Origin of the sequence: Streptomyces sp. NPDC093591 (assembly GCF_044764885.1) — a bacterium.
GTDB lineage: Bacteria > Actinomycetota > Actinomycetes > Streptomycetales > Streptomycetaceae > Streptomyces.
Genome location: NZ_JBIWIY010000018.1, coordinates 120,502 through 139,092 on the forward strand (window position 1 = coordinate 120,502; position 18,591 = coordinate 139,092).

At 70.7% G+C, this 18,591-nt stretch carries 17 protein-coding genes, 1 pseudogene and 1 riboswitch; of the genes and pseudogenes, 15 read left to right on the forward strand and 3 right to left on the reverse strand.

Annotated features, from left to right (window positions below; translation table 11 throughout):
- Nucleotides 1-97: 97 nt before the first annotated feature.
- Nucleotides 98-727 carry a helix-turn-helix domain-containing protein gene (locus ACIREI_RS33815; RefSeq protein ID WP_403341128.1) on the forward strand — a complete coding sequence of 210 codons (630 nt, stop codon included), beginning with the start codon at nt 98-100 and terminating at the stop codon, nt 725-727.
- The gene (locus ACIREI_RS33820) at nt 724-843 is read left to right on the forward strand and encodes a DUF6126 family protein (RefSeq protein ID WP_403341131.1); all 120 of its coding nucleotides are present in this window, start codon (nt 724-726) and stop codon (nt 841-843) included. The genes ACIREI_RS33815 and ACIREI_RS33820 overlap by 4 nt, the downstream gene beginning before the upstream one ends.
- A gap of 73 nt (nt 844-916) precedes the next feature.
- Here ACIREI_RS33820 and ACIREI_RS33825 read toward each other — a convergent pair whose 3' ends face one another.
- Complete coding sequence (locus ACIREI_RS33825) at nt 917-1,714, reverse strand: tyrosine-protein phosphatase (RefSeq protein ID WP_403341133.1); 798 nt, start codon at nt 1,712-1,714, stop codon at nt 917-919.
- 180 nt (nt 1,715-1,894) lie between these two features.
- Between ACIREI_RS33825 and ACIREI_RS33830 the strand changes: the two genes are divergently transcribed.
- From ACIREI_RS33830 to ACIREI_RS33850, 5 genes are all read left to right on the forward strand, one after another.
- Nucleotides 1,895-3,964, forward strand: coding sequence for an alpha-galactosidase (locus ACIREI_RS33830; protein ID WP_403341500.1), 2,070 nt, complete (start codon nt 1,895-1,897; stop codon nt 3,962-3,964).
- 307 nt (nt 3,965-4,271) lie between these two features.
- Nucleotides 4,272-4,429: riboswitch (cyclic di-AMP (ydaO/yuaA leader) on the forward strand.
- 4 nt (nt 4,430-4,433) lie between these two features.
- Nucleotides 4,434-5,375, forward strand: coding sequence for a LysM peptidoglycan-binding domain-containing M23 family metallopeptidase (locus ACIREI_RS33835; protein ID WP_403341136.1), 942 nt, complete (start codon nt 4,434-4,436; stop codon nt 5,373-5,375).
- A 218-nt stretch (nt 5,376-5,593) separates the two neighbouring features.
- Complete coding sequence (locus tag ACIREI_RS33840) at nt 5,594-6,649, forward strand: GDSL-type esterase/lipase family protein (RefSeq protein WP_403341139.1); 1,056 nt, start codon at nt 5,594-5,596, stop codon at nt 6,647-6,649.
- A 54-nt stretch (nt 6,650-6,703) separates the two neighbouring features.
- Entirely contained in the window at nt 6,704-7,423 is a 720-nt protein-coding gene (locus ACIREI_RS33845; RefSeq protein WP_403341141.1) for a DUF6250 domain-containing protein, read from the forward strand.
- 145 nt (nt 7,424-7,568) lie between these two features.
- Complete coding sequence (locus tag ACIREI_RS33850) at nt 7,569-8,354, forward strand: SGNH/GDSL hydrolase family protein (protein WP_403341502.1); 786 nt, start codon at nt 7,569-7,571, stop codon at nt 8,352-8,354.
- A 99-nt stretch (nt 8,355-8,453) separates the two neighbouring features.
- On the opposite strand, the gene ACIREI_RS33855 is transcribed toward ACIREI_RS33850, so the two are convergent.
- Together ACIREI_RS33855 and ACIREI_RS33860 are read right to left on the reverse strand one after the other, a co-directional pair.
- Nucleotides 8,454-9,074, reverse strand: a complete 621-nt coding sequence (locus ACIREI_RS33855) for a TetR/AcrR family transcriptional regulator (RefSeq protein ID WP_403341144.1) — start codon at nt 9,072-9,074, stop codon at nt 8,454-8,456.
- A 68-nt stretch (nt 9,075-9,142) separates the two neighbouring features.
- Nucleotides 9,143-10,321 (reverse strand): Glu/Leu/Phe/Val dehydrogenase dimerization domain-containing protein, encoded by a 1,179-nt coding sequence (locus tag ACIREI_RS33860; protein WP_403341147.1) that lies wholly within the window; start codon nt 10,319-10,321, stop codon nt 9,143-9,145.
- 291 nt (nt 10,322-10,612) lie between these two features.
- Here ACIREI_RS33860 and ACIREI_RS33865 point away from each other — a divergent pair, with 291 nt between their 5' ends.
- The 8 genes and pseudogenes from ACIREI_RS33865 to ACIREI_RS33900 all read left to right on the forward strand — a co-directional run bounded on the left by ACIREI_RS33865 (nt 10,613) and on the right by ACIREI_RS33900 (nt 18,590).
- Nucleotides 10,613-11,806, forward strand: coding sequence for an MBL fold metallo-hydrolase (locus tag ACIREI_RS33865; RefSeq protein WP_403341150.1), 1,194 nt, complete (start codon nt 10,613-10,615; stop codon nt 11,804-11,806).
- A 281-nt stretch (nt 11,807-12,087) separates the two neighbouring features.
- Nucleotides 12,088-12,243, forward strand: a complete 156-nt coding sequence (locus ACIREI_RS33870; protein ID WP_403341153.1) for a hypothetical protein — start codon at nt 12,088-12,090, stop codon at nt 12,241-12,243.
- Nucleotides 12,244-12,561: 318 nt separating this feature from the next.
- Nucleotides 12,562-14,409, forward strand: a pseudogene (locus ACIREI_RS33875) (ATP-binding protein); the annotation flags it as partial.
- A 908-nt stretch (nt 14,410-15,317) separates the two neighbouring features.
- A complete protein-coding gene (locus ACIREI_RS33880; RefSeq protein WP_399106822.1) occupies nt 15,318-15,752 on the forward strand; it encodes a roadblock/LC7 domain-containing protein in 435 nt (144 codons plus the stop codon).
- A 2-nt stretch (nt 15,753-15,754) separates the two neighbouring features.
- Nucleotides 15,755-16,126: a DUF742 domain-containing protein gene (locus ACIREI_RS33885; RefSeq protein WP_403341505.1), complete on the forward strand. Its 372-nt coding sequence runs from the start codon at nt 15,755-15,757 to the stop codon at nt 16,124-16,126.
- Nucleotides 16,104-16,703 carry an ATP/GTP-binding protein gene (locus ACIREI_RS33890; protein ID WP_301995278.1) on the forward strand — a complete coding sequence of 200 codons (600 nt, stop codon included), beginning with the start codon at nt 16,104-16,106 and terminating at the stop codon, nt 16,701-16,703. The genes ACIREI_RS33885 and ACIREI_RS33890 overlap by 23 nt, the downstream gene beginning before the upstream one ends.
- A 61-nt stretch (nt 16,704-16,764) precedes the next feature.
- Nucleotides 16,765-17,340, forward strand: coding sequence for a GAF domain-containing protein (locus ACIREI_RS33895; RefSeq protein WP_403341156.1), 576 nt, complete (start codon nt 16,765-16,767; stop codon nt 17,338-17,340).
- Between the two features lie 68 nt (nt 17,341-17,408).
- Nucleotides 17,409-18,590 carry a Gfo/Idh/MocA family protein gene (locus ACIREI_RS33900; protein WP_403341159.1) on the forward strand — a complete coding sequence of 394 codons (1,182 nt, stop codon included), beginning with the start codon at nt 17,409-17,411 and terminating at the stop codon, nt 18,588-18,590.
- Nucleotide 18,591 lies beyond the last annotated feature (1 nt).

Here is an 18,591-nt window from a genome sequence, read left to right on the forward strand (position 1 = left end):
GGCTTGCGGGTCGCTATTGCGGGCCGGCTTGGGGGCGATCTTTGCCTCTGAGGCAAGAAATTTGCCGGAGGGGCAAGCCTCCGGCTGAATGGAGAGCATGAGCTCTTCCGAGATCGAGCCGGAGGCCGATTCGACGGGGCTGGAGGCCCTCCCCGTCGTCGCGCCCCAGCTCCGCGCGCTGCGCCGCCGCGCCTCCCTCACCCTGGAGGCCGCGGCCCGCGCCGCCGGGCTGTCGCCGGCCCACCTGTCCCGCCTGGAGACCGGGCAGCGTCAGCCCTCGCTGCCGATGCTGCTCGCGCTCGCGCGTATCTACGGTACGACCGTCTCCGAACTGCTCGGCGAGACGGTCGCCGACCGGGACGCCGTCGTGCGCGCCGCCGATATGGAGCCGACCGCGGCGGGTGGCTGGACGTACTGGCAGGCAGGTGCGCCCGGACGCGGGATGCAGGCCCTGCGCGTCCATGTGCCGTACGGCGCGCAGGGCGACATCGTGCGTGTGCACCCCGGTGAGGAGTGGCTCTACGTGCTCCAGGGGCGGCTTCGGCTGCGCCTCGGGGACACCACGCACCGGCTCGCGCCCGGCGACAGCGCGCACTTCGACTCGCTGACCCCGCACCGTATCGCAGCCCAGGACGAGGGCGGGGTCGAGCTTCTCTTCGTCCACACCCTGCTGCAGAGCCCCACGGCCACGCTGTGCCTGGGCCCCACCCCTGGAGTGACGCCATGAGCGACAGGGAGGAGCGGTTCCCGCGCGCCCTGTGGGTGCGGCTCATCATCTACATCGCGGTGGGGCACGTCTTCGCGGCCTTCATCTACCTGCTGTTCGAGGTGGGGGCGAAGTAGATGTGCGGAGCGAAGAAGTACCCGCCCCGCGCGGGACACACGCGCGGGGCGGGTACGGGGCGGCGGCCGGAGGTCAGTCGAGCAGCCGCTCCCGCAGCCGCTCCCGGATCTCCGGGGTGACTCCCAGGGCCTGCTCCAGGTAGGTGTCGACGCCGCCCCACGTCTCCTCGATCGTCTCGAAGGCCGCCATGAGGTATTCGGCGCGTGCGTCGAAGAGCGGGCTGAGCAGCTCCATCACCTCGGGGGAGTAGGCCGAGGCGGAGCTGCTGCTGCGGTGCACCTTGTAGCGGCGGTGCTTGGCATTGGACTCCAGGTAGTCGGTGAGGATCGCCTCGCGCTCGACGCCGAGGGCGAGCAGTGTCACGGCGATGGACAGCCCGGCGCGGTCCTTGCCGGCCGCGCAGTGCATCAGGGCGGGCACGCTGTCGTCCGCGAGCGCGTGCAGCACCCGGGAGTGCTCGGCGGTGCGCTCCTTGATGATCGTGCGGTACGAGGTGATCATCCGGCCCGCGCCCTTGCCGTCCGCCAGGATCGCCCTGAGCTGGTCGAGGTTGCCGTCCCGGACCATCTTCCAGAACTCGGCGCCGTCCGCGGGATCGGACAGCGGCAGATTCACATTGCGCACGCCCGGCAGCTCGACGTCCGGCCCTTCGAGCTTCTGGTCGGCCGCGTTGCGGAAGTCGAAGATCGTGTGCAGGCCCAGGGAGTCCAGGAAGGCGGCGTCCTCCTCGGTCGCGTGCGCGAGGTGGCCGCTGCGGAACAGCACTCCGTGCCGCACCCGCCGTCCGTCCACGGTCGGCAGTCCGCCCACATCACGGAAGTTGCGAACTCCGGCCAGTTCGGGCTCGGTCGACGGGATCTGCTGCGTCACGGGGGCTCCTCCCAGTCGGCCCCGCCGACGCGGCTCGGCGGTGCGGCCGACGGGGTGCCTTCCCGACGATACGACATGGCTTCCTGGGCCAATGAGTTGTCCACAGGCGTTGCCTCGGCATCGCCGCACCCATGATGATGTTGGTACTTGATCGCACCTGTGCACATCTGTGAGGGCTTGATGCTGGAGATCTCCGACGACGGCCGTACGTGGCTCCTGACCGGGCCGGCCAGCAGTTACGCCGTCCATCTGACCGAAGGCGACGAGCTCCTGCACCTCCACTGGGGGCCACGCATCGCCCTCGCCGACGCCGAGGCCCTCGCCGCGCGCCCACTGCCGGAGTACTGGCCCTTCGAGTCCCCGCTCGACGGACACGAGGAGTACCCCGTCGAGGGCGGCCCCCGCTTCGTGCGGCCCGCCCTGTCCGTGCGCACCGACGAGCGGCGCGGCACCGAGTGGGGTTTCGAGCGGTACGAGACCGAGGGCGACGAGCTGCGGTTGCGCTTTCGTGACGGCGGGCTCGGCGTCACCCTGCACTACCGGATGCGCGGGGACGTCGTGGAGCGGTGGGTGACCCTGGACAACGAGGGGCCCGCCCTGGAACTGCTGCGCGCCGACTCGGCCACCTGGACGCTGCCCGAACGGGAGGACTGGCGGCTGTCGCAGCTGCACGGCCGCTGGGGCGCCGAGTCCCGGCTCGCGCGGTCCCCGCTCACCCACGGTGAGAAGGTCATCGGCAGCCGCCGCGGCCACACCGGGCACCAGCACCTGCCGTGGGTCGCGCTGGACACGGACGCCACAGAGGAGCACGGCGAGGTCTACGGCTGCGCCCTGGGCTGGTCCGGATCCTGGCGCATCGCCGTGGCCCAACTCCCGGACGCGCGCGTGCAGATCACCGGCGGGGCCGGATACGACGACTCGGGCCTGCTGCGGCTGGCCGCGGGGGAGTCCTTCACGACCCCCGTCTTCGCCGGACTGTGGAGCGACGGCGGCTTCGGCGGAGCGAGCCGCGCCTGGCACGCGTACCAGCGCGCGTACGTGATCCCGGACGCCGACCAGGACCGGCCGGTGCTGTTCAACTCCTGGGAGGCGACCGAGTTCGACATCTCCGAGGAGCAGCAGAGCGTGCTCGCGCGGCGGGCCGCGGCCATCGGCGTCGAGCTGTTCGTGGTCGACGACGGCTGGTTCGGCACGCGCACCAGCGACCGCGCCGGGCTCGGCGACTGGACGCCCAACCCCGACCGCTTCCCGTCGGGGCTCAAGCCGCTCGCCGAGTACGTGCACGCGCTCGGGATGCAGTTCGGCATCTGGGTCGAACCGGAAATGGTCAATCCGGACAGCGAGCTCTACCGCGCCCACCCGGACTGGGTGCAGCATCAAACGGGACGAAAGCGGACGGAGTTCCGAAATCAGCTCGTACTGAACCTCGCGCGGGACGATGTCCAGGAGTACCTCTGGGAGCGGCTCGACGGACTCCTCTCCAGCGCCCCGATCGACTATGTGAAGTGGGACTTCAACCGCTGCTTCACCGACGCCGGCTGGCCCGGTGAGCCGTATCCGCAGCGCCTGTGGGTCGAGCATGTGCGTGCCCTGTACGGCCTGCTGGACCGGCTGCGGGCCGCGCACCCGGGCGTCGCCTTCGAGTCCTGCTCGGGCGGTGGCGGACGGATCGACCTCGGCGTGCTGAGCCGTACGGACCAGGTGTGGACCTCGGACAACACCGACCCCCTCGACCGGCTCGCCATCCAGCATGGATTCAGCCAGATCCATCCGGCCCGGGTCATGGCCGCCTGGGTGACCGACAGTCCGAACGCCATGCTCAACCACCGCGCCAGCTCGCTGCGCTTCCGGTTCGTGAGCGCCATGGCGGGCGTGCTCGGCGTCGGCGGTGACCTCGCCGAGTGGAGCGAGGAAGAGCTCGCCGAGGGCCGGGAATGGGTGACGCTCTACAAGGAGATCCGGCCCGTGGTGCAGCGTGGCGACCTCTACCGGTTGCGGCCTCCACGGGGCGGGCTGAGCGCGGTGCAGTACGTGCTCGGGGAAGAGACGGTCGTCCTCGCCTGGCTCCAGGCCCAGAGCTACGGCGAACCCCTGCCCGCGCTGCGGCTGCGCGCCCTCGACCCGACAGCGTCGTACGAATGCCTTGAAACGGGCGAAATTCACCGAGGTGCCGTATTGGTGCATCACGGACTGCGCACCGCATTGCACGGCGACCTCGATGCGACGGTTATCCGGCTGCGTCGCATCTAGGTGTTCTGTCCGAATTGGCGCCTTCATTCCAACTCGCTCTGGAGTAAAGGAAGCTGGAGCGGTGTCACGTGAGGAGCGTCATATTCGTGACCGTGCGTCGCCCGTCATGTTCACGTAATTCACGTGCTTTTCAAGGGGTTTTGTGTCGGGCGACGCACCGATAATCCACGGAGTGTGACCGGGAATTCCCACAAGGGATCAACAGGAACGCATTCGGACGGAACCCCTCACTTGTTCCCGTGCGTCTTCCTCGCTTACGTTCGCCACCAATCCGGACGGACGCCCAATCCTGCCGCCGCCCGGAGCCCGCGCACACTCACCCGACCACGGCAGGAGCGGGGGACCCACAGGTACAACCGCCTGTTCCGGTCTCCGGAACGGCTAGGGGTTCAGCCGCGTTTCGGCGCGGCCGGGCATCTCCAGCCCGCACCCGACAGCTCACCTCGCAGGCGCCGGAGAGGAATTCGCCATGCCCGCGAAGGGTAAGCACCGCCGCCCGAAGTCCCAGCGCTTCACCCGCTCCATCGCCGTCGCCGGAACCGGTGGCGCCGCTCTCGCCCTCCCGCTCATCGGAGCCACCGGCGCCCACGCCGCTCCTTCGCAGTCCGCTTCGGAAAAGGCTGTTCAGTCCCTTCCGGCCGCGGAGAAGAAGACCGCTGCGGAGAAGAAGGCCGCAGAGAAGAAGGCGGACGTGCGGACCTATTCCGTGAAGGTCGGCGATTACCTCTCGAAGATCGCCGACGAGCAGAACGTCAGCGGCGGCTGGAAGAAGCTCTACGCCGACAACCGCGACGCCGTCGGTGAGGACCCGGCACTGATCCACCCCGGTCTGAAGCTCACGATCGGCAAGAAGGCCACGGCGAGCGCCCCCAAGTCCTCGCCGTCCTCCTCTTCGGCGCCCTCCAAGGACTCGTCCGCTTCGAAGTCCTCCACGAAGTCCGCCACGGAGTCCTCCGCGGCGAAGAAGACGACCACGGCCGCCCAGAACGCCGGCACGGCCACCGGCTTCTCCGCCCCCGTCGCCAGTGCCGCCGTCAGCACCGCCTACAAGGTGGCGGGCAGCATGTGGTCCAGCGGGTACCACACCGGCGTCGACTTCGTCACCCCGACCGGCACCGCACTGAAGGCCGTCGGCGCGGGCACCGTCGTCTCCGCGGGCTGGGGCGGCGCCTACGGCAACCAGGTCGTCATCCAGCTCGCCGACGGCTACTACGCCCAGTACGCCCACCTGTCGTCGCTCTCCGTCTCGGCCGGCCAGTCCGTGACCGCGGGCCAGCAGATAGGCCTCTCCGGTGCGACCGGCAACGTGACCGGCCCGCACCTGCACTTCGAGATCCGCACCACGCCGGACTACGGCTCGGACGTGGACCCGGTCGCCTACCTCCGCTCGAAGGGCGTCCCGGTCGGCTGACGATCTCTTCCACGGAACCACCTGCCTGACACGCCACCGAAGGCCGGACCTCGATCCCCGGGTCCGGCCTTCGGTGTGTCCGGCCGTGCCCGTTCATGATCGCTCCATTGCGGTCTTGTGGCAGAGCCGGCCCGGGGTGTCGACAACTGGGGGACGGGGAGGACACAGTGATCCCTGTCATGGTGCAAGCGCTTTCTGCGGTAGCTCCTGGAGGTTCCGTGTCCGGCGTCGACAGACGTACGTCCTTCGCCGCCGCGGTGGGGTTCCTCCTCGCTTCCTCGCAGCCCGCCTTCGCGTCCGATGCGTGGACTGTCGTACGCCCCGACGACAGGCGTCTCGTCTACGAGGGGCACTGGGGCCGCACCCCCGAAGCGGCCGTCACTGTCAACTCGGGCTCCCGGCTGCGCTTCCGCTTCACCGGCGGTAGCGTCCACGCCCTCTTCGACGTCGCCTCGATCACCGTGCCCGCGCAGATCTACGTGTCGGTCGACGGCGGGCCGAAGCGCCTGCACGCGGTCGACCGGGGCGAGCTGCGGATCACGGCGGACGGCCGTGGACCACACTCGGTCGCGATCTCCGTCAAGGACGTCTTCTCCCGGGCCAACCGGTGGACTCCGCCGCTGGAGACGGGCGTCGTGCTGACCGGACTGCGGGTCGACGACGGCGGGCGTCTGCTGCCTCAACCCACCCCCATCGCCCGCAAGTTGGCCTTCTACGGCGACTCCATCACGCAGGGCGTCATGGCTCTGTGCGAGGTGAACACCTCCGACTGCGCCGACGGTACGGCCGCCTACCCCACCCTCGTCGCCGACGCCCTGCGCGCCTCGCTCACCCAGGTCGGCTTCGGGCGCCAGGGTGTGATCCAGACCGGCAACGGGGGAGTACCGGCCGCCCCGGACGCGTACGGCTGGAACCACGCGGGCTCCCGGGCCGACTCCGACCGCCGGGCCGACGTGATCGTGGTGAACCAAGGGACCAACGACGAGGCGTACGGCTCGGCCGAATTCCGGACCGCCTACCGCGCGTACCTGGACAAGCTGCGGTCCGCCGCACCGCGCGCCCGCATCCTCGCGCTGCGCCCCTTCAACGGCGCCCACGCGAACGACATCGCAGCGGTGGTCGGTGAACTCGCCGACCCCCGCACCGAGTTCGTCGACACGACCGACTGGCTCTCCCCGACGGACGGGGACTTCAACGGCACCGTCCACCCCAGCGCCCAAGGCCATCGCAAGGTGGCCACCCGGCTGATCGCCCTTCTCGCGAAGGGGTTCTAGCGCACCCGACACATGCAGAAGCCCACCATCATTTCCCGGAAGGGGCCGTCTCCCGTGACGACCACGCGTAGAGCATTCGGAACCCTGGCCGCCGGCGCCGCCCTCGCGGCCCTAGCCCCGGCGGGGACGGCGAGCGCCGCGTCGCCCCGTCACCGTCGCCTCATCGCCCACGACGACTTCCGTCACGGCCTGGGGCAATGGGCGGTGGAGCTCGAGAAGGGCGGCACCGTCACCGCCTCCCGCGGGGTCCTGGAGGTCGACGTACCCGCCGGAGCGACGGTCTGGTTCAAGAAACGGCTGGAAGGGCCGTACGTCATCGAATACACGGCCACGCCCGTATCGGAGGGCGGTGTCAATGACCGCGTCTCCGATCTGAACAACTTCTGGAACGCCACCGACGTCCGCTCCCCGGGCGACATCTTCGCCACGCCGCGGAGCGGGGCGCTGGCGGAGTACGACCACCTCAAGACGTACTACGTCGGCTACGGCGCCAACACGAACACCACGACCCGGATGCGCCGGTACGTCGGCCAGGCGGGGGTCCGCCCGTTGCTCTACGACTACACGGAGCCGCTGCTCGTGGCGAACGAGCCCAATCGGGTCCGGATCGTCTCCGACGGCTCGACGGTGCGGTGGTGGGACAACAGGCGGCTCGTCTTCGACCACACCGACCCGGAGCCGTACACCGGCGGGCACTTCGCCTTCCGGACCACATGGAGCCACTTCCGGATCAGCGACTTCAGGGTGTGGCGGTTGAGCCCACAACGCCCCTGATCAGGGGCTTATTCCAGGTTTGGCCAACACTTTGCAAGTGGCTTATCTCACCGTCCGTCAACCCTTCCTTACGGTCGCGTAGGTCACATTCCAAGGTGAATCATGTGCCGATGTGGCAGACGATTCGAAGAGTGACAGCAGATCAGTGATCGGGTCGTACGTTGCGGTGGGGGACAGCTTCACCGAGGGCGTCGGCGACCCCGGCCCCGACGGGGCGTTCGTCGGCTGGGCCGACCGGTTCGCGGTTTTGCTCGCGGACCGGCGGCCCGAGGGCGACTTCAACTACACGAACCTCGCCGTGCGCGGCAAACTGCTCGACCAGATCGTCGAGGACCAGCTTCCGAAGGCCGTCGAACTGGCCCCGGACCTGGTCTCGTTCTGCGCGGGCGGCAACGACATCATCCGACCCGGAACCGACCCCGACGAGGTGGCCGAGCGCTTCGAGCAGGCGATTGTCAGGCTCACCTCCGCCGTCGGCACCGTCATGGTGACGACCGGCTTCGACACCCGTGGCGTGCCCGTGCTGAAGCATCTGCGCGGCAAGATCGCCACGTACAACGGTCATGTGCGGGCCATCGCCGACCGGTACGGCTGTCCGGTGCTCGACCTGTGGTCCCTGAAGACCGTTCAGGACCGCAGGGCCTGGGACGGTGACCGGCTCCATCTGTCTCCCGAGGGGCACACGCGCGTGGCGCTCCGCGCGGGGCAGGTCCTCGGCCTGGAGGTGCCGGCCGACCCGGACCAGCCCTGGCCGCCGCTCCCGCCGCGCGGAACCCTCGAGATCCGCAGGGACGACGTCCACTGGGCGCGCGAGTACCTGGTGCCATGGATCGGGCGACGCCTGCGCGGGGAGTCGTCGGGAGACCACGTGACGGCCAAGGGCGCGCTGTCCCCGGACGACATCAAGATGCGGATCGACTCGGTGGCCTGAGGCGGCGCCTCGGCGGTGTGTGGGCCGCGCCTGTTCAAGGGGCGCGGCCCGCACCGCTGTCGTGGCCGGGGCGAACCGGCCTCTCGGCGATCGACGACCTCACCGCGCCGACGCCGTCAACGCCTCCCGCTCCAGCCCCAGTTCCCGGGCGAGCGCCTCGTCCACCCACTCCTGGGCACGCGCGCGTGACACCGCGCCCGGGTACGACGTCAGCTGTACCGCGAGGCCGTCGAGGAGGGCCGTGAGGCGCAGGGCCGTGCCGGTGGGGTCCGGGCAGCGGAACTCGTCCGCGGCCACGCCCTGTGCGATGACCTCGGCGATGGCCGCCTTCCACTGTCGGTCGAGGTCCCGTGTGACCTCCTGCAAAGCGGGCTCGCGCAGTGCCGCCGCCCAGCCCTCGATCCACAGCCGCCAGCCCTTGGCCTGACCGGTCGGCGCGTACCAGCGCACGGCCGACCGCAACCGTCGCAGCGCCGTCGTACGGCGGCCGAGGAGCCGGCGCAGATGGGCCAGGTCGCCCTCCGCCGCATGCGCGAACGCGGCGGCGACCAGCTTCTCCTTCGTGGCGAAGTGATAGAGCACCAGGGCGTTGCTCACCCCGAGCGCCGAGGCCACATCGGCGATCCTGACCGCCGACACACCGCGCGCCTCTATCTGCTCCACGGCGGCCCGCAGCAACTCCTCACGCCGCTCCGCCACGCTCAACCGCACTCTTGCCACGCGGTCACCCTAAAGCCTCGCCATGAGCCGTTCCTGTGGGCGCGGTCGAGTGGCCCCGCGTTCCGCCGTCACCGGTGCCTGCCGAAGCGCTCGGTGATCAGCGGCAGCCGTTCGGCCGCGAGGGCGTGCGCCGCGGCCCGGGGTGTCGTCCCGTCGGCCTCGGCGCGGGCCAGGACGCGGTCGGTCAGCGCACGCATCGAGCGTTGCGTGTGGGCGAACGCCTCGTCCGCGTCCGCGCCGATGTCGCCGAACAGCGTCCACCACCACCAGGCGTTCGTGGCCGAGTTGACCACGACGTCCGGCAGCACGGTGACGCCCCGCGCGGCCAGCACGTCCTCCGCGTCGGGCCGTACGGGCATGTTGGCCGCCTCGGCGATCCAGCGGGCGGTGATCCGCGTCTGGTTCGTGGCGTCGATCACGTACGAGACGGCCGCCGGCACCAGCACCTCGGTCTCGGCCGACAGCCAGGCGTCGCCCGGCAGTTCACGGTCGCCGGGACGCAGCGCGGCGCGGTCGACCGTGCCGTACGTGTCGCGTGCCGCCAGCAGCGTCTCGATGTCGAGGCCGGCGGGGTTGGCGATGGTGCCCTTGATGTCGGCGACGGCCACGACCGTGAGCCCCGCGCGCGTGAGGAAGCGCGCCGTGGCCCCGCCCATGGTTCCGAGCCCCTGGACGGCGACGCGCGTCCTCCAGTAGGGCACACCGGCCCGGTCCAGCGCCGTGAGCACCGACTCGGCGACCCCGCAGCCGCCGACCAGTTCGTCGAGCCCGATGCCGTCCACCTCTACGGCGAACGCGTCCGCGAGCCGCCGACGGGCGCCTGCCTCGTCGTCGAGCAGCGGATACACGGCCTGGATGGACGAGACGAGCCCCACCTCGGCCGCCGCCCGGTCGACCACCTCCTGGGTGAGGCCGAGGTCCTCGCCCGTGGTCCAGAAGTTCTCGATGTACGGACGCATGGCCCGCAGGTAGCGCACCAGGAGCCCGTACGCCTCCGGGGCACGGGGGTCGCAGTCGATGCCGCCCTTGGCGCCGCCCAGGGGGACGTACCGCGCCTCAGGGTCGTAGTGCAGGGCTTCCTTCATGCTCATGCCGCGGGCGAGCCCGGTGACCTCGTCCAGCGTGCAGCCCGGCCGCATCCGCAGCCCGCCGCTGGAGACGCCACGCACCAGCCGGTCGACGACCAGGAAGCCCTGGCGGCCGGTGACGTGATCGGTCCAGGTGAGCGACAGCAGGGGGGTGGTCATGGGGTCTCCGGAGGGGGCGAGGTTCGTGTGCCGCACGCTCGCTGACGACGAGGTTACTGAACGATGGGTCAGTATTGAAGCGAAGGCGCGGACATGTCAACGTACTGAACGGATCTTCAGCGGCGGGCTGATTCACCCATGGGGTGGGGCGTCGCGGAGCGGCCGGGTTCTCCCCGGAGGGGCCGCCGGGGAAGTCACCAGGGGCGTCCGTGGTTGTCACCAGGGGGCGGCCGGGGTTGTCGGAGGGCCTGCCCATAATGGAATTCCTCACCGACTCCACCTGGAGGTACCGTGGCCGGTTTTCGTTTCCCGAGCGCCGGGCTCAGCGCCCTGCGGCCCGAGGCCTTCGGCGTGGACCCGAGCGGTGAGCGCATGGCGCGTATCCGCAGATCGCCGCACTTCCGGGACGGGGTCTTCCAGAACCCCGGGGGCGCCGCCCGGACCAGACCCTCGGGCTCGATGACGGAGTTCGCGAAGGTCTTCTTCGACAAGGACACCCGGCCCCGCCGTGCCCCGAAGGGCACCGTGCCGGTGCACCCCACCACCTACGCCGACCTGGCGAAGCCGCCCGTCGGCGGGCTGCGCCTGACCTGGATGGGGCACTCCAGCGTCCTCGCGGAGATCGACGGTCACCGGGTGCTCTTCGACCCGGTGTGGGGCGAGCGCTGTTCCCCGTTCCCCTTCGCCGGGCCCAAGCGGCTGCATCCGGTGCCGCTGCCGCTCGCCGCGCTCGGGCCGGTCGACGTGGTCGTCATCTCCCACGACCACTACGACCACCTCGACCTGCCCACGATCAAGGCACTGGCCGACACGGACACGCTCTTCGCGGTACCGCTCGGTGTGGGCGCGCACCTCGAACACTGGGGCGTCTCCGCCGACCGGCTGCGCGAGCTGGACTGGCACGAGACGACGAAGGTCGGCGGCCTCACCCTGACCGCCACCCCGGCCCGCCACTTCTGCGGCCGGGGACTGCGCAACACGCAGCACACACTCTGGGCGTCCTGGGTCGTCGCCTCGGACGAACACCGGATCTACCACAGTGGTGACACCGGCTACTTCGAGGGCTTCAAGGACATCGGCGCGGACCACGGCCCGTTCGACGCCACGATGATCCAGCTCGGCGCCTACTCGGACTTCTGGCCCGACATCCACATGACCCCGGACGAGGGCGTCCGCGCCCACCTCGACCTCCAGGGGGGCGATCCGACCGTGGGCGTCATGCTGCCGATCCACTGGGGCACCTTCAACCTGGCGACACATCCGTGGGCGGAGCCGGCGGAGTGGACGATGCGGGCCACCTACAAGGCCGGGGTCACGATGGCGGCGCCGCGCTGCGGCGAGCCCTTCGCGCCGGCCGCGGTGCCGCCCGTGACGCCGTGGTGGCGGGAGGCGGCCGAGGCACCCGCCGAGGGCTGGCCGGCGTGGCCGCCGGTGGCGCCGGAGACGCCGGAGACGCCGGAGGCGGACAGCGTGGTGGTCGCCTAGGGCGCCACCGCATCGGGCAGGCGGTCCGGGGCGGACAGGGGGGGGCCGGGGCAGGTCGGTGTGGGGCGGACAGAGGGGCCGGGGCGGTGTGGGGCGGGGGCACGAAGGAACGCGCGTCGGGGAGAGACGGGTAGACCGTTTCCGTGTGGGAGGGACCCCGACTGCTGTCGGGCCGAGGCGCCGGGCGTCTGTCGGGGCGGTTCTCCGTCCTGGCGTAAAAGCGAAACAGCGCGCGCGGTGTCGGCCCCGCGCGCCCCTGCGGGGCGGTTCGCGCCGGGCGCATGGGAGTGCGTCTGGGCGCCCGCGGGGCCGTGCGCGCCGCTACGGCCGGTGACGTCCTGGGCAGTGGAAGGCTGGGCGTGCCGGGTGCTGAATCGTCCCGGCCGGGGCCGGTGGCGGCGCGGGAGCGGCGGGTCGGCAAGGGGTGGGGCGCGTGAAGTGCCCGGCCCCTCGACTTTTCTTCGTGACCATTTCTGACCAGGCCTGATCGCTGGACTGCTGCTTCTGGGCGAACGGTGGAGCGGGTTATCGGTCTGTCGTACGAGACCTCATACCAGAGCGGGACGTTGCCCGCCGGACTTTGTCAACTGCCCACCGCACATGATGCAGAGGCGACTACTGTCAGTGTCCGTCGGGCGACGCGGAGCCGAACACGTCAGCTCTGTCGACCGACATCGCGATGGCGCATGCCCCGGGCCGCGCAGTCCCGCGCGCACCCCAAGGCCCCGACCGACGGACCAGTACTGAGGACCCCGATGTCTCAACTCCGCGCCCCGGCCGCACGCGCAGACCGCCGTGAGGGCGGGCGGCACGGGCGCCCGGCCGCCCGCACCGCAACCGCGCTGCCCGAGACCCATATACGGCCCCAACTGCTGCGTCTGGCCGTGCTGCCGCCCATCGCGGTGGCGCTCAGCGCCTGCGCAGCCGTGCTGTTCGTCGTGCGCACCACCGGAGCGCGGCCGAGCCTCACGCTGTGGGCCGTGCTCGCCGGCGCGGTCTCGGTGACCCTCGCGGGCATCCTGATCGCCGCAGTGGCCGCCAACCGCACCGCCAAGTCCGTGAGCGACCGCATCGGCGCCCTGCGACGCAGCAGCGCGCGCGGCGAGGCCGATCTGCGAACCCTCGTCGAAGCACTGCGGCGCGGTGACGGCCCACCGAAGCGCAAGGTGCGCAGCGGTCCGCCCGAGGACGCCGACGACTTCGAACTGCTCGCCGCCGACCTCGCCCGCGCCCACGACGGGGCCGTCACCGCCGTCGTCCAGGCCTCCCAGCTCTCCAGCCAGGCGGGCAGCGAACAGAAGCTCGAGGTCTTCGTCAACCTCGCCCGGCGGCTTCAGTCGCTTGTGCACCGCGAGATCTCGATCCTCGACGAGCTGGAGAACGAGATCGAGGACCCCGACCTGCTCAAGGGCCTCTTCCACGTCGACCACCTCGCCACCCGCATCCGGCGCCACGCCGAGAACCTCGCCGTGCTCGGCGGCGCCGTCTCCCGGCGGCAGTGGAGCAACCCGGTCTCCATGACCGAGGTCCTGCGCTCCGCCATCGCCGAGGTCGAGCAGTACTCCAGGGTCAAGCTCGTGCCGCCGATCGACGGCACCCTGCGTGGGCATGCCGTCGCCGACGTCATCCACCTGCTGGCCGAACTGGTCGAGAACGCCACGGTGTTCTCCGCCCCGCACACCCAAGTGCTGCTCCGGGCCAACCTCGTGACCTCGGGGCTCGCCGTCGAGGTCGAGGACCGCGGCCTCGGCATGCCCCTCGGCGAGCAGAACCGTATGAACGCCCTGCTCGCCGACCCCGACCAGGTCAACGTCGCCAGCCTGCTGGCGGACGGACGCATCGGGCTGTTCGTGGTGTCGCAACTCGCCAAACGGCACGGCATCCATGTGCGCCTGCAGACCAATATCTACGGCGGTGTCCAGGCCGTTCTCGTGGTGCCGCAGGCATTGCTGGGGGAGGAACCGGGAGCCCGTGCAGGCGCGGCGCGGGCGCAGGAGCAGGAGCCGCCGCTGGTCCCACCACAAGGGACTGCCGGAACGTCCGTACCGCCGCACTCCCCGGCGCAGTCCCGTCCGCGGCAGGCGTCGGTTCCGGTGCCGCCCCAGCAGCAGCGGCAGTCCGCGTCGGCCGGCTCGGAGGGCGGGCAACGGGGCGGACGGCAGGGCGGGCAGTGGGGTGGACAGCATGGCGGGCTGCGGGGTACAGCCGAAGCGGCGCCGGGGACGCCGGGGCGGCAGGAGCCGCAGGCCGGTGCCAGGGGCGTGGGCGCGGCACCCAGGACGAACGGCAGCGGACCGGCGCCGTTGCCCGTGCGCGGCGCCCGCGAGGAGCGGGCCAACCCTGCGGAGGCCGTGCCCGGCATCAGGCCCGACGAACGAGGGCGCCTCGAGGAGAACACGGTCACACCGCTTGCCCCGCGCAACGACGCCGTCCGCGGCACCATGAGCAAGCCCCAACTGCCCCGTCGCCGGGCCCAGGAACACATCGTCCCCCAACTCCGTGAGGGCCCCGCCCCACGCCAGGAGTCCGACTGCCTCGCCGGGCACGACCCTGGGCTGATGGCGGCCTTCCAGCGGGGGGTTGGGCTTGCGGAGACGCAGCAGCAGATGGAGGCGGCGCATATGGATGCGGCGCATATGGAGGCCGGGCACGTAGGGGCCGGGCATGTGGATCCCGGGGACGTGAGGGCCAGGCACATGGACGTCGGGCACGTAGATGCCGGGCATGTGGAGGCCGGCCACATGGATGCCGGACACATGGATGCCGCGCACATGGATGGCGGGCACGTGTCCGAGGGGTCCGTGGAGTTGGGGCGCACGGAGTCCGGACGAGGGGAACCGGGACTGGGCGGCGGGCACATGGATGCGCGGCATATGGACGCCAGCCACATGGACGCCCCGCCCATGGCATCAGGCCACACGCCGGCCCACGCGTCGACCCACACAGCGTCGGGTCACACGGCGTTTGGCCACCTGGCCGCGGATCACATGGTCTCGGGCCACATGACCTCGGGCCACGCGGACGCGGGCCACATGGGCTCGGCACACATGCCCACCCCTCAACCGACCGCAGCCGCATCCGTATACAAGCGTTCACCGCACACGACCTCGGACACGAGGTCACCCGCCCCCCAACCAACACGCCTGGACCCCACACCCCCCGAGCCAACCCACCTGGAATCCGTGCGTCCGGCGTCGATCCGCCTGGAGCCGACGAGCCTCGACCCGGCTCGACCGCAGCCCACATATCTGCGCCCCAGCTCCCTGGATGCACTTCACACCGACGTGGCCCCCATGACCCCCCGGCCGCCCATGGACGTATCGCCCATGGACCCGGCCCACAAAAGGGAGACGCACCCCGGGTCCGCGCCCGGCACCGACCACACCACCCGGCACGACGGGAGCGCACCAGCCGGATGACCGTGCCTCTGACCAGCTCGAAGTCCGCCTGGAAGACCACCCCCACCCCCAGTGCTCCCGCAGACCTTCGTACCTCAAGGAGTCGATCCATCATGGCGAGCGAAGCGCCGACCGCCCATGTGTCCGATCTCGACTGGCTGATGAGCGGCCTCGTACAGCGCGTACCGCACACCACCAGTGCGGTGCTCCTCTCCTGCGACGGGCTCGTGAAGTCGGTTCACGGCCTCGACCCGGACAGCGCCGACCACATGGCCGCCCTGGCCTCAGGCCTGTACTCCCTCGGCCGCAGCGCCGGGGTCCGCTTCGGCGACGGCGGGGACGTGCGCCAGGTCGTCGTCGAACTCGACTCGACCCTGCTCTTCGTGACCACGGCCGGTTCCGGCACCTGTCTCGCGGTGCTGGCCGGCCGCGAGGCGGACGCGGCGGTGCTGGGCTACGAGATGGCGATGCTGGTCAAGAGCGTCCGCCCCTACCTGGTGACGGCACCCCGGCAGCACTCCGTCGAACCGTCGGCGTTGAGGCCTTGAACGTGACGGCGGCGGGCGACGGGCCCTGGCTCGACGACGCGGCCGGACGGCTGGTGCGCCCTTTCACGGTCAGCAACGGCCGTACCCGGCCCACCATCGCGCTCGACCTCATGTCGCAGGTGAGGGCCACCGGGGCAACCCCCCTCGGCTACCTGGGCCCTGAGCACGAGCAGGCGCTGGACCTGTGCCGCGCCCCCGTCTCGGTCGCCGAGGTCGCCGCCCACCTGAAGCTGCCGGCGGTGGTCACCAAGGTGCTGCTGTCGGACCTCGTCGACGGTGGGGCGCTCACCACCAAGCCCCCCGAGTTCCACCACAACCCGACAGACCGGGCTCTTCTGGAGGCAGTGCTCGATGGACTACGACGACAGCTCTGACCCGTTCCCCACCGCGCTGAAGATCTTGGTGGCGGGAGGGTTCGGGGTCGGCAAGACGACCTTCGTGGGCGCGGTGAGTGAGATCGCACCGCTCAGCACGGAGGAACTGCTCACCACGGTCAGCGCCGCGACCGACAGCCTGGAGGGCGTCGAGAACAAGGTCGAGACGACGGTCGCCATGGACTTCGGCCGCATCACACTCGATCCGGAACACGTTCTGTATCTGTTCGGCACGCCCGGACAGGAACGCTTCTGGTTCATGTGGGACGAGCTCTCGGAGGGCGCGCTCGGCGCGGTCATCCTCGCCGACACCCGGCGCCTGGAGGACTGTTTCGCCGCCGTGGACTTCTTCGAGCAGCGAGGCCTCGGTTTCATCGTCGCGATCAACGAGTTCGACGGTGCCCACCGGTACGAACCCGAGGAGGTCCGCGCCGCCATCGACCTCGATCCGGAGATCCCCGTCGTCCGCTGCGACGCCCGGATCTCCAGCTCCAGTGTCCAGACCCTGCTGACCCTCGTCCGGCACCTCATCGCCCACACGCCGGCACACGCGCCGAGCCACGGCGCACACATGTGACACCCGCACATCCCAGGACGGAGCCGCATATGAACCACGCCCACAGCGACGGAATCCGCCCATGAGCTACGGCCCACCCCGCCCGGTCGCTCGCCTGCTGCTCACCCCCGAGGACAAGGAGGGCCCCGCCCGCGCACGGCACCTGCTGAGACTGGGCCTGGGAGAGCACGCGGACCCGGCCCTCGACGTGTTCGCGGATCATCTGGCCGCACTCACCGGGGCGCCCTACGCCATGGTGAACTTCATCGGCGAGAACCGGCAGTTCTTCGCCGGCCTGCATGTGCGGCACGCCGTGAGTCTTGCGCGGGCCGCCGACACCAAGCCGCAACTGGACCGCCATATGGAGCGCGACCATGGGTTCTGCCCCCATGTGGTCGTCCGACGCAAGGCGCTGGTCCTGGAGGACGTTTGCGACTATCCGCGGTTCGCGGGAAACCCGATCGTCGACGAGTTCGGTATCCGCTCCTATCTGGGCGCCCCGCTGATCGACTCCACGGGGATGGCGCTGGGCACGGTGTGCGTGGTCGACGTGGAGCCGCGGCCCTGGGGGAAGGCCGGACTGGAGACGATCAAGGCATCGGCGGCGGAGCTGGTGATACGGCTGGAGCGGCGGGCGGCGGACGGGCTGCCGCTGTAGGCGCCAAGTGCCTCGTGGATCAGGGGAATTGATGGCTCGCCTCGGATCTCCCACGGAAGAGGGACATCATGACCGATCTGCGTCTTGGCGCCCTCGGCTTCGGCCTGCGCGGCTCCCTCGCCCGTACCGCGCACCGCCCCGGCCACGGCTCCCGCGTGACCGTCGTCGCCGACCCGGACCCGGCACGCCGGGACGACGCCACAGCCCGCATTCCCGGCGTGCACACGGTCGACGACCACCGCAAGGTGATCGACGCCCCCGACGTGGACGCCGTCCTCCTCCTCACACCGGACCACACCCACGCCGACCTCGCCTGCGCGGCCCTGCGCGCGGGCAAGCCCGTCTTCGTCGAGAAACCCCTGGACATCACCGTCGAGTGCTGCGACCGCATCCTGCGTACGGCCCGCGAGACCGGGACCCGACTGTACGTCGGGCACAACATGCGGCACATGCCGGTGGTACGGATGATGCGCGACATCATCGCTCGCGGTGAGATCGGCACGGTCAAAACGGTCTGGGTGCGCCACTTCGTCGGCTATGGCGGCGACTGGTACTTCAAGGACTGGCACGCCGAACGCCGGTACACCACCGGCCTGTTGCTGCAGAAGGGCGCCCACGACATCGACGTACTGCACTGGCTCGCGGGCGGGTACACGCGCCGGGTGCAGGCGTTCGGCGATCTCATGGTGTACGGCGACAACCCGCACCGCCGGGCCCCCGGCGAACCCAAGGCCGACGACTGGTACACGGAGGACGGCCGCTGGCCGCCACACACTCAACGGGCACTCAACCCGGTGATCGATGTCGAGGACGTGTCGCTGGCCAACATGTGCCTGGACAACGGGGTGTTGGCCGCCTACCAGCAGTGCCATTTCACACCGGACTACTGGCGCAACTACACGGTCATCGGCGACGCGGGCCGCCTGGAGAACTTCGGGGACGGGCCCGGCGCGGTGGTGAAGGTCTGGAACTCCCGCCGTTCCCTCCACCGCGAGCAGGCCGACGCCGCCCATGTGGTGCCGGAGGTGGCGGACGACGCCGGGCACGGTGGGGCGGACGCGCTGATCATCGACGAGTTCCTGCGCTTCGTACGGCGGGGAGGGCGCACGGACACCTCGCCGGTGGCCGCGCGGATGGCGGTCGCGGCGGGGTGCGGGGCGACCGAGTCGCTGCGCGCGGGAGGTGTCGTACGGGACATCCCGGACCTGGATCCGGAGCTGGTCGCCTACTTCGAACGAGGGCAGGCGTGAA

Excerpts from the sequence above, each read along its gene's own strand:
- ACIREI_RS33860 (WP_403341147.1), bottom strand. The coding sequence starts at position 10,321 with ATGACCACCCCCCTGCTGTCGCTCACCTGGACCGATCACGTCACCGGC.
- ACIREI_RS33820 (WP_403341131.1), top strand. The coding sequence starts at position 724 with ATGAGCGACAGGGAGGAGCGGTTCCCGCGCGCCCTGTGGGTGCGGCTC.
- ACIREI_RS33900 (WP_403341159.1), top strand. The coding sequence starts at position 17,409 with ATGACCGATCTGCGTCTTGGCGCCCTCGGCTTCGGCCTGCGCGGCTCC.
- ACIREI_RS33835 (WP_403341136.1), top strand. The coding sequence starts at position 4,434 with ATGCCCGCGAAGGGTAAGCACCGCCGCCCGAAGTCCCAGCGCTTCACC.
- ACIREI_RS33815 (WP_403341128.1), top strand. The coding sequence starts at position 98 with ATGAGCTCTTCCGAGATCGAGCCGGAGGCCGATTCGACGGGGCTGGAG.
- ACIREI_RS33890 (WP_301995278.1), top strand. The coding sequence starts at position 16,104 with ATGGACTACGACGACAGCTCTGACCCGTTCCCCACCGCGCTGAAGATC.
- ACIREI_RS33830 (WP_403341500.1), top strand. The coding sequence starts at position 1,895 with ATGCTGGAGATCTCCGACGACGGCCGTACGTGGCTCCTGACCGGGCCG.
- ACIREI_RS33870 (WP_403341153.1), top strand. The coding sequence starts at position 12,088 with ATGGGAGTGCGTCTGGGCGCCCGCGGGGCCGTGCGCGCCGCTACGGCC.
- ACIREI_RS33880 (WP_399106822.1), top strand. The coding sequence starts at position 15,318 with ATGGCGAGCGAAGCGCCGACCGCCCATGTGTCCGATCTCGACTGGCTG.
- ACIREI_RS33895 (WP_403341156.1), top strand. The coding sequence starts at position 16,765 with ATGAGCTACGGCCCACCCCGCCCGGTCGCTCGCCTGCTGCTCACCCCC.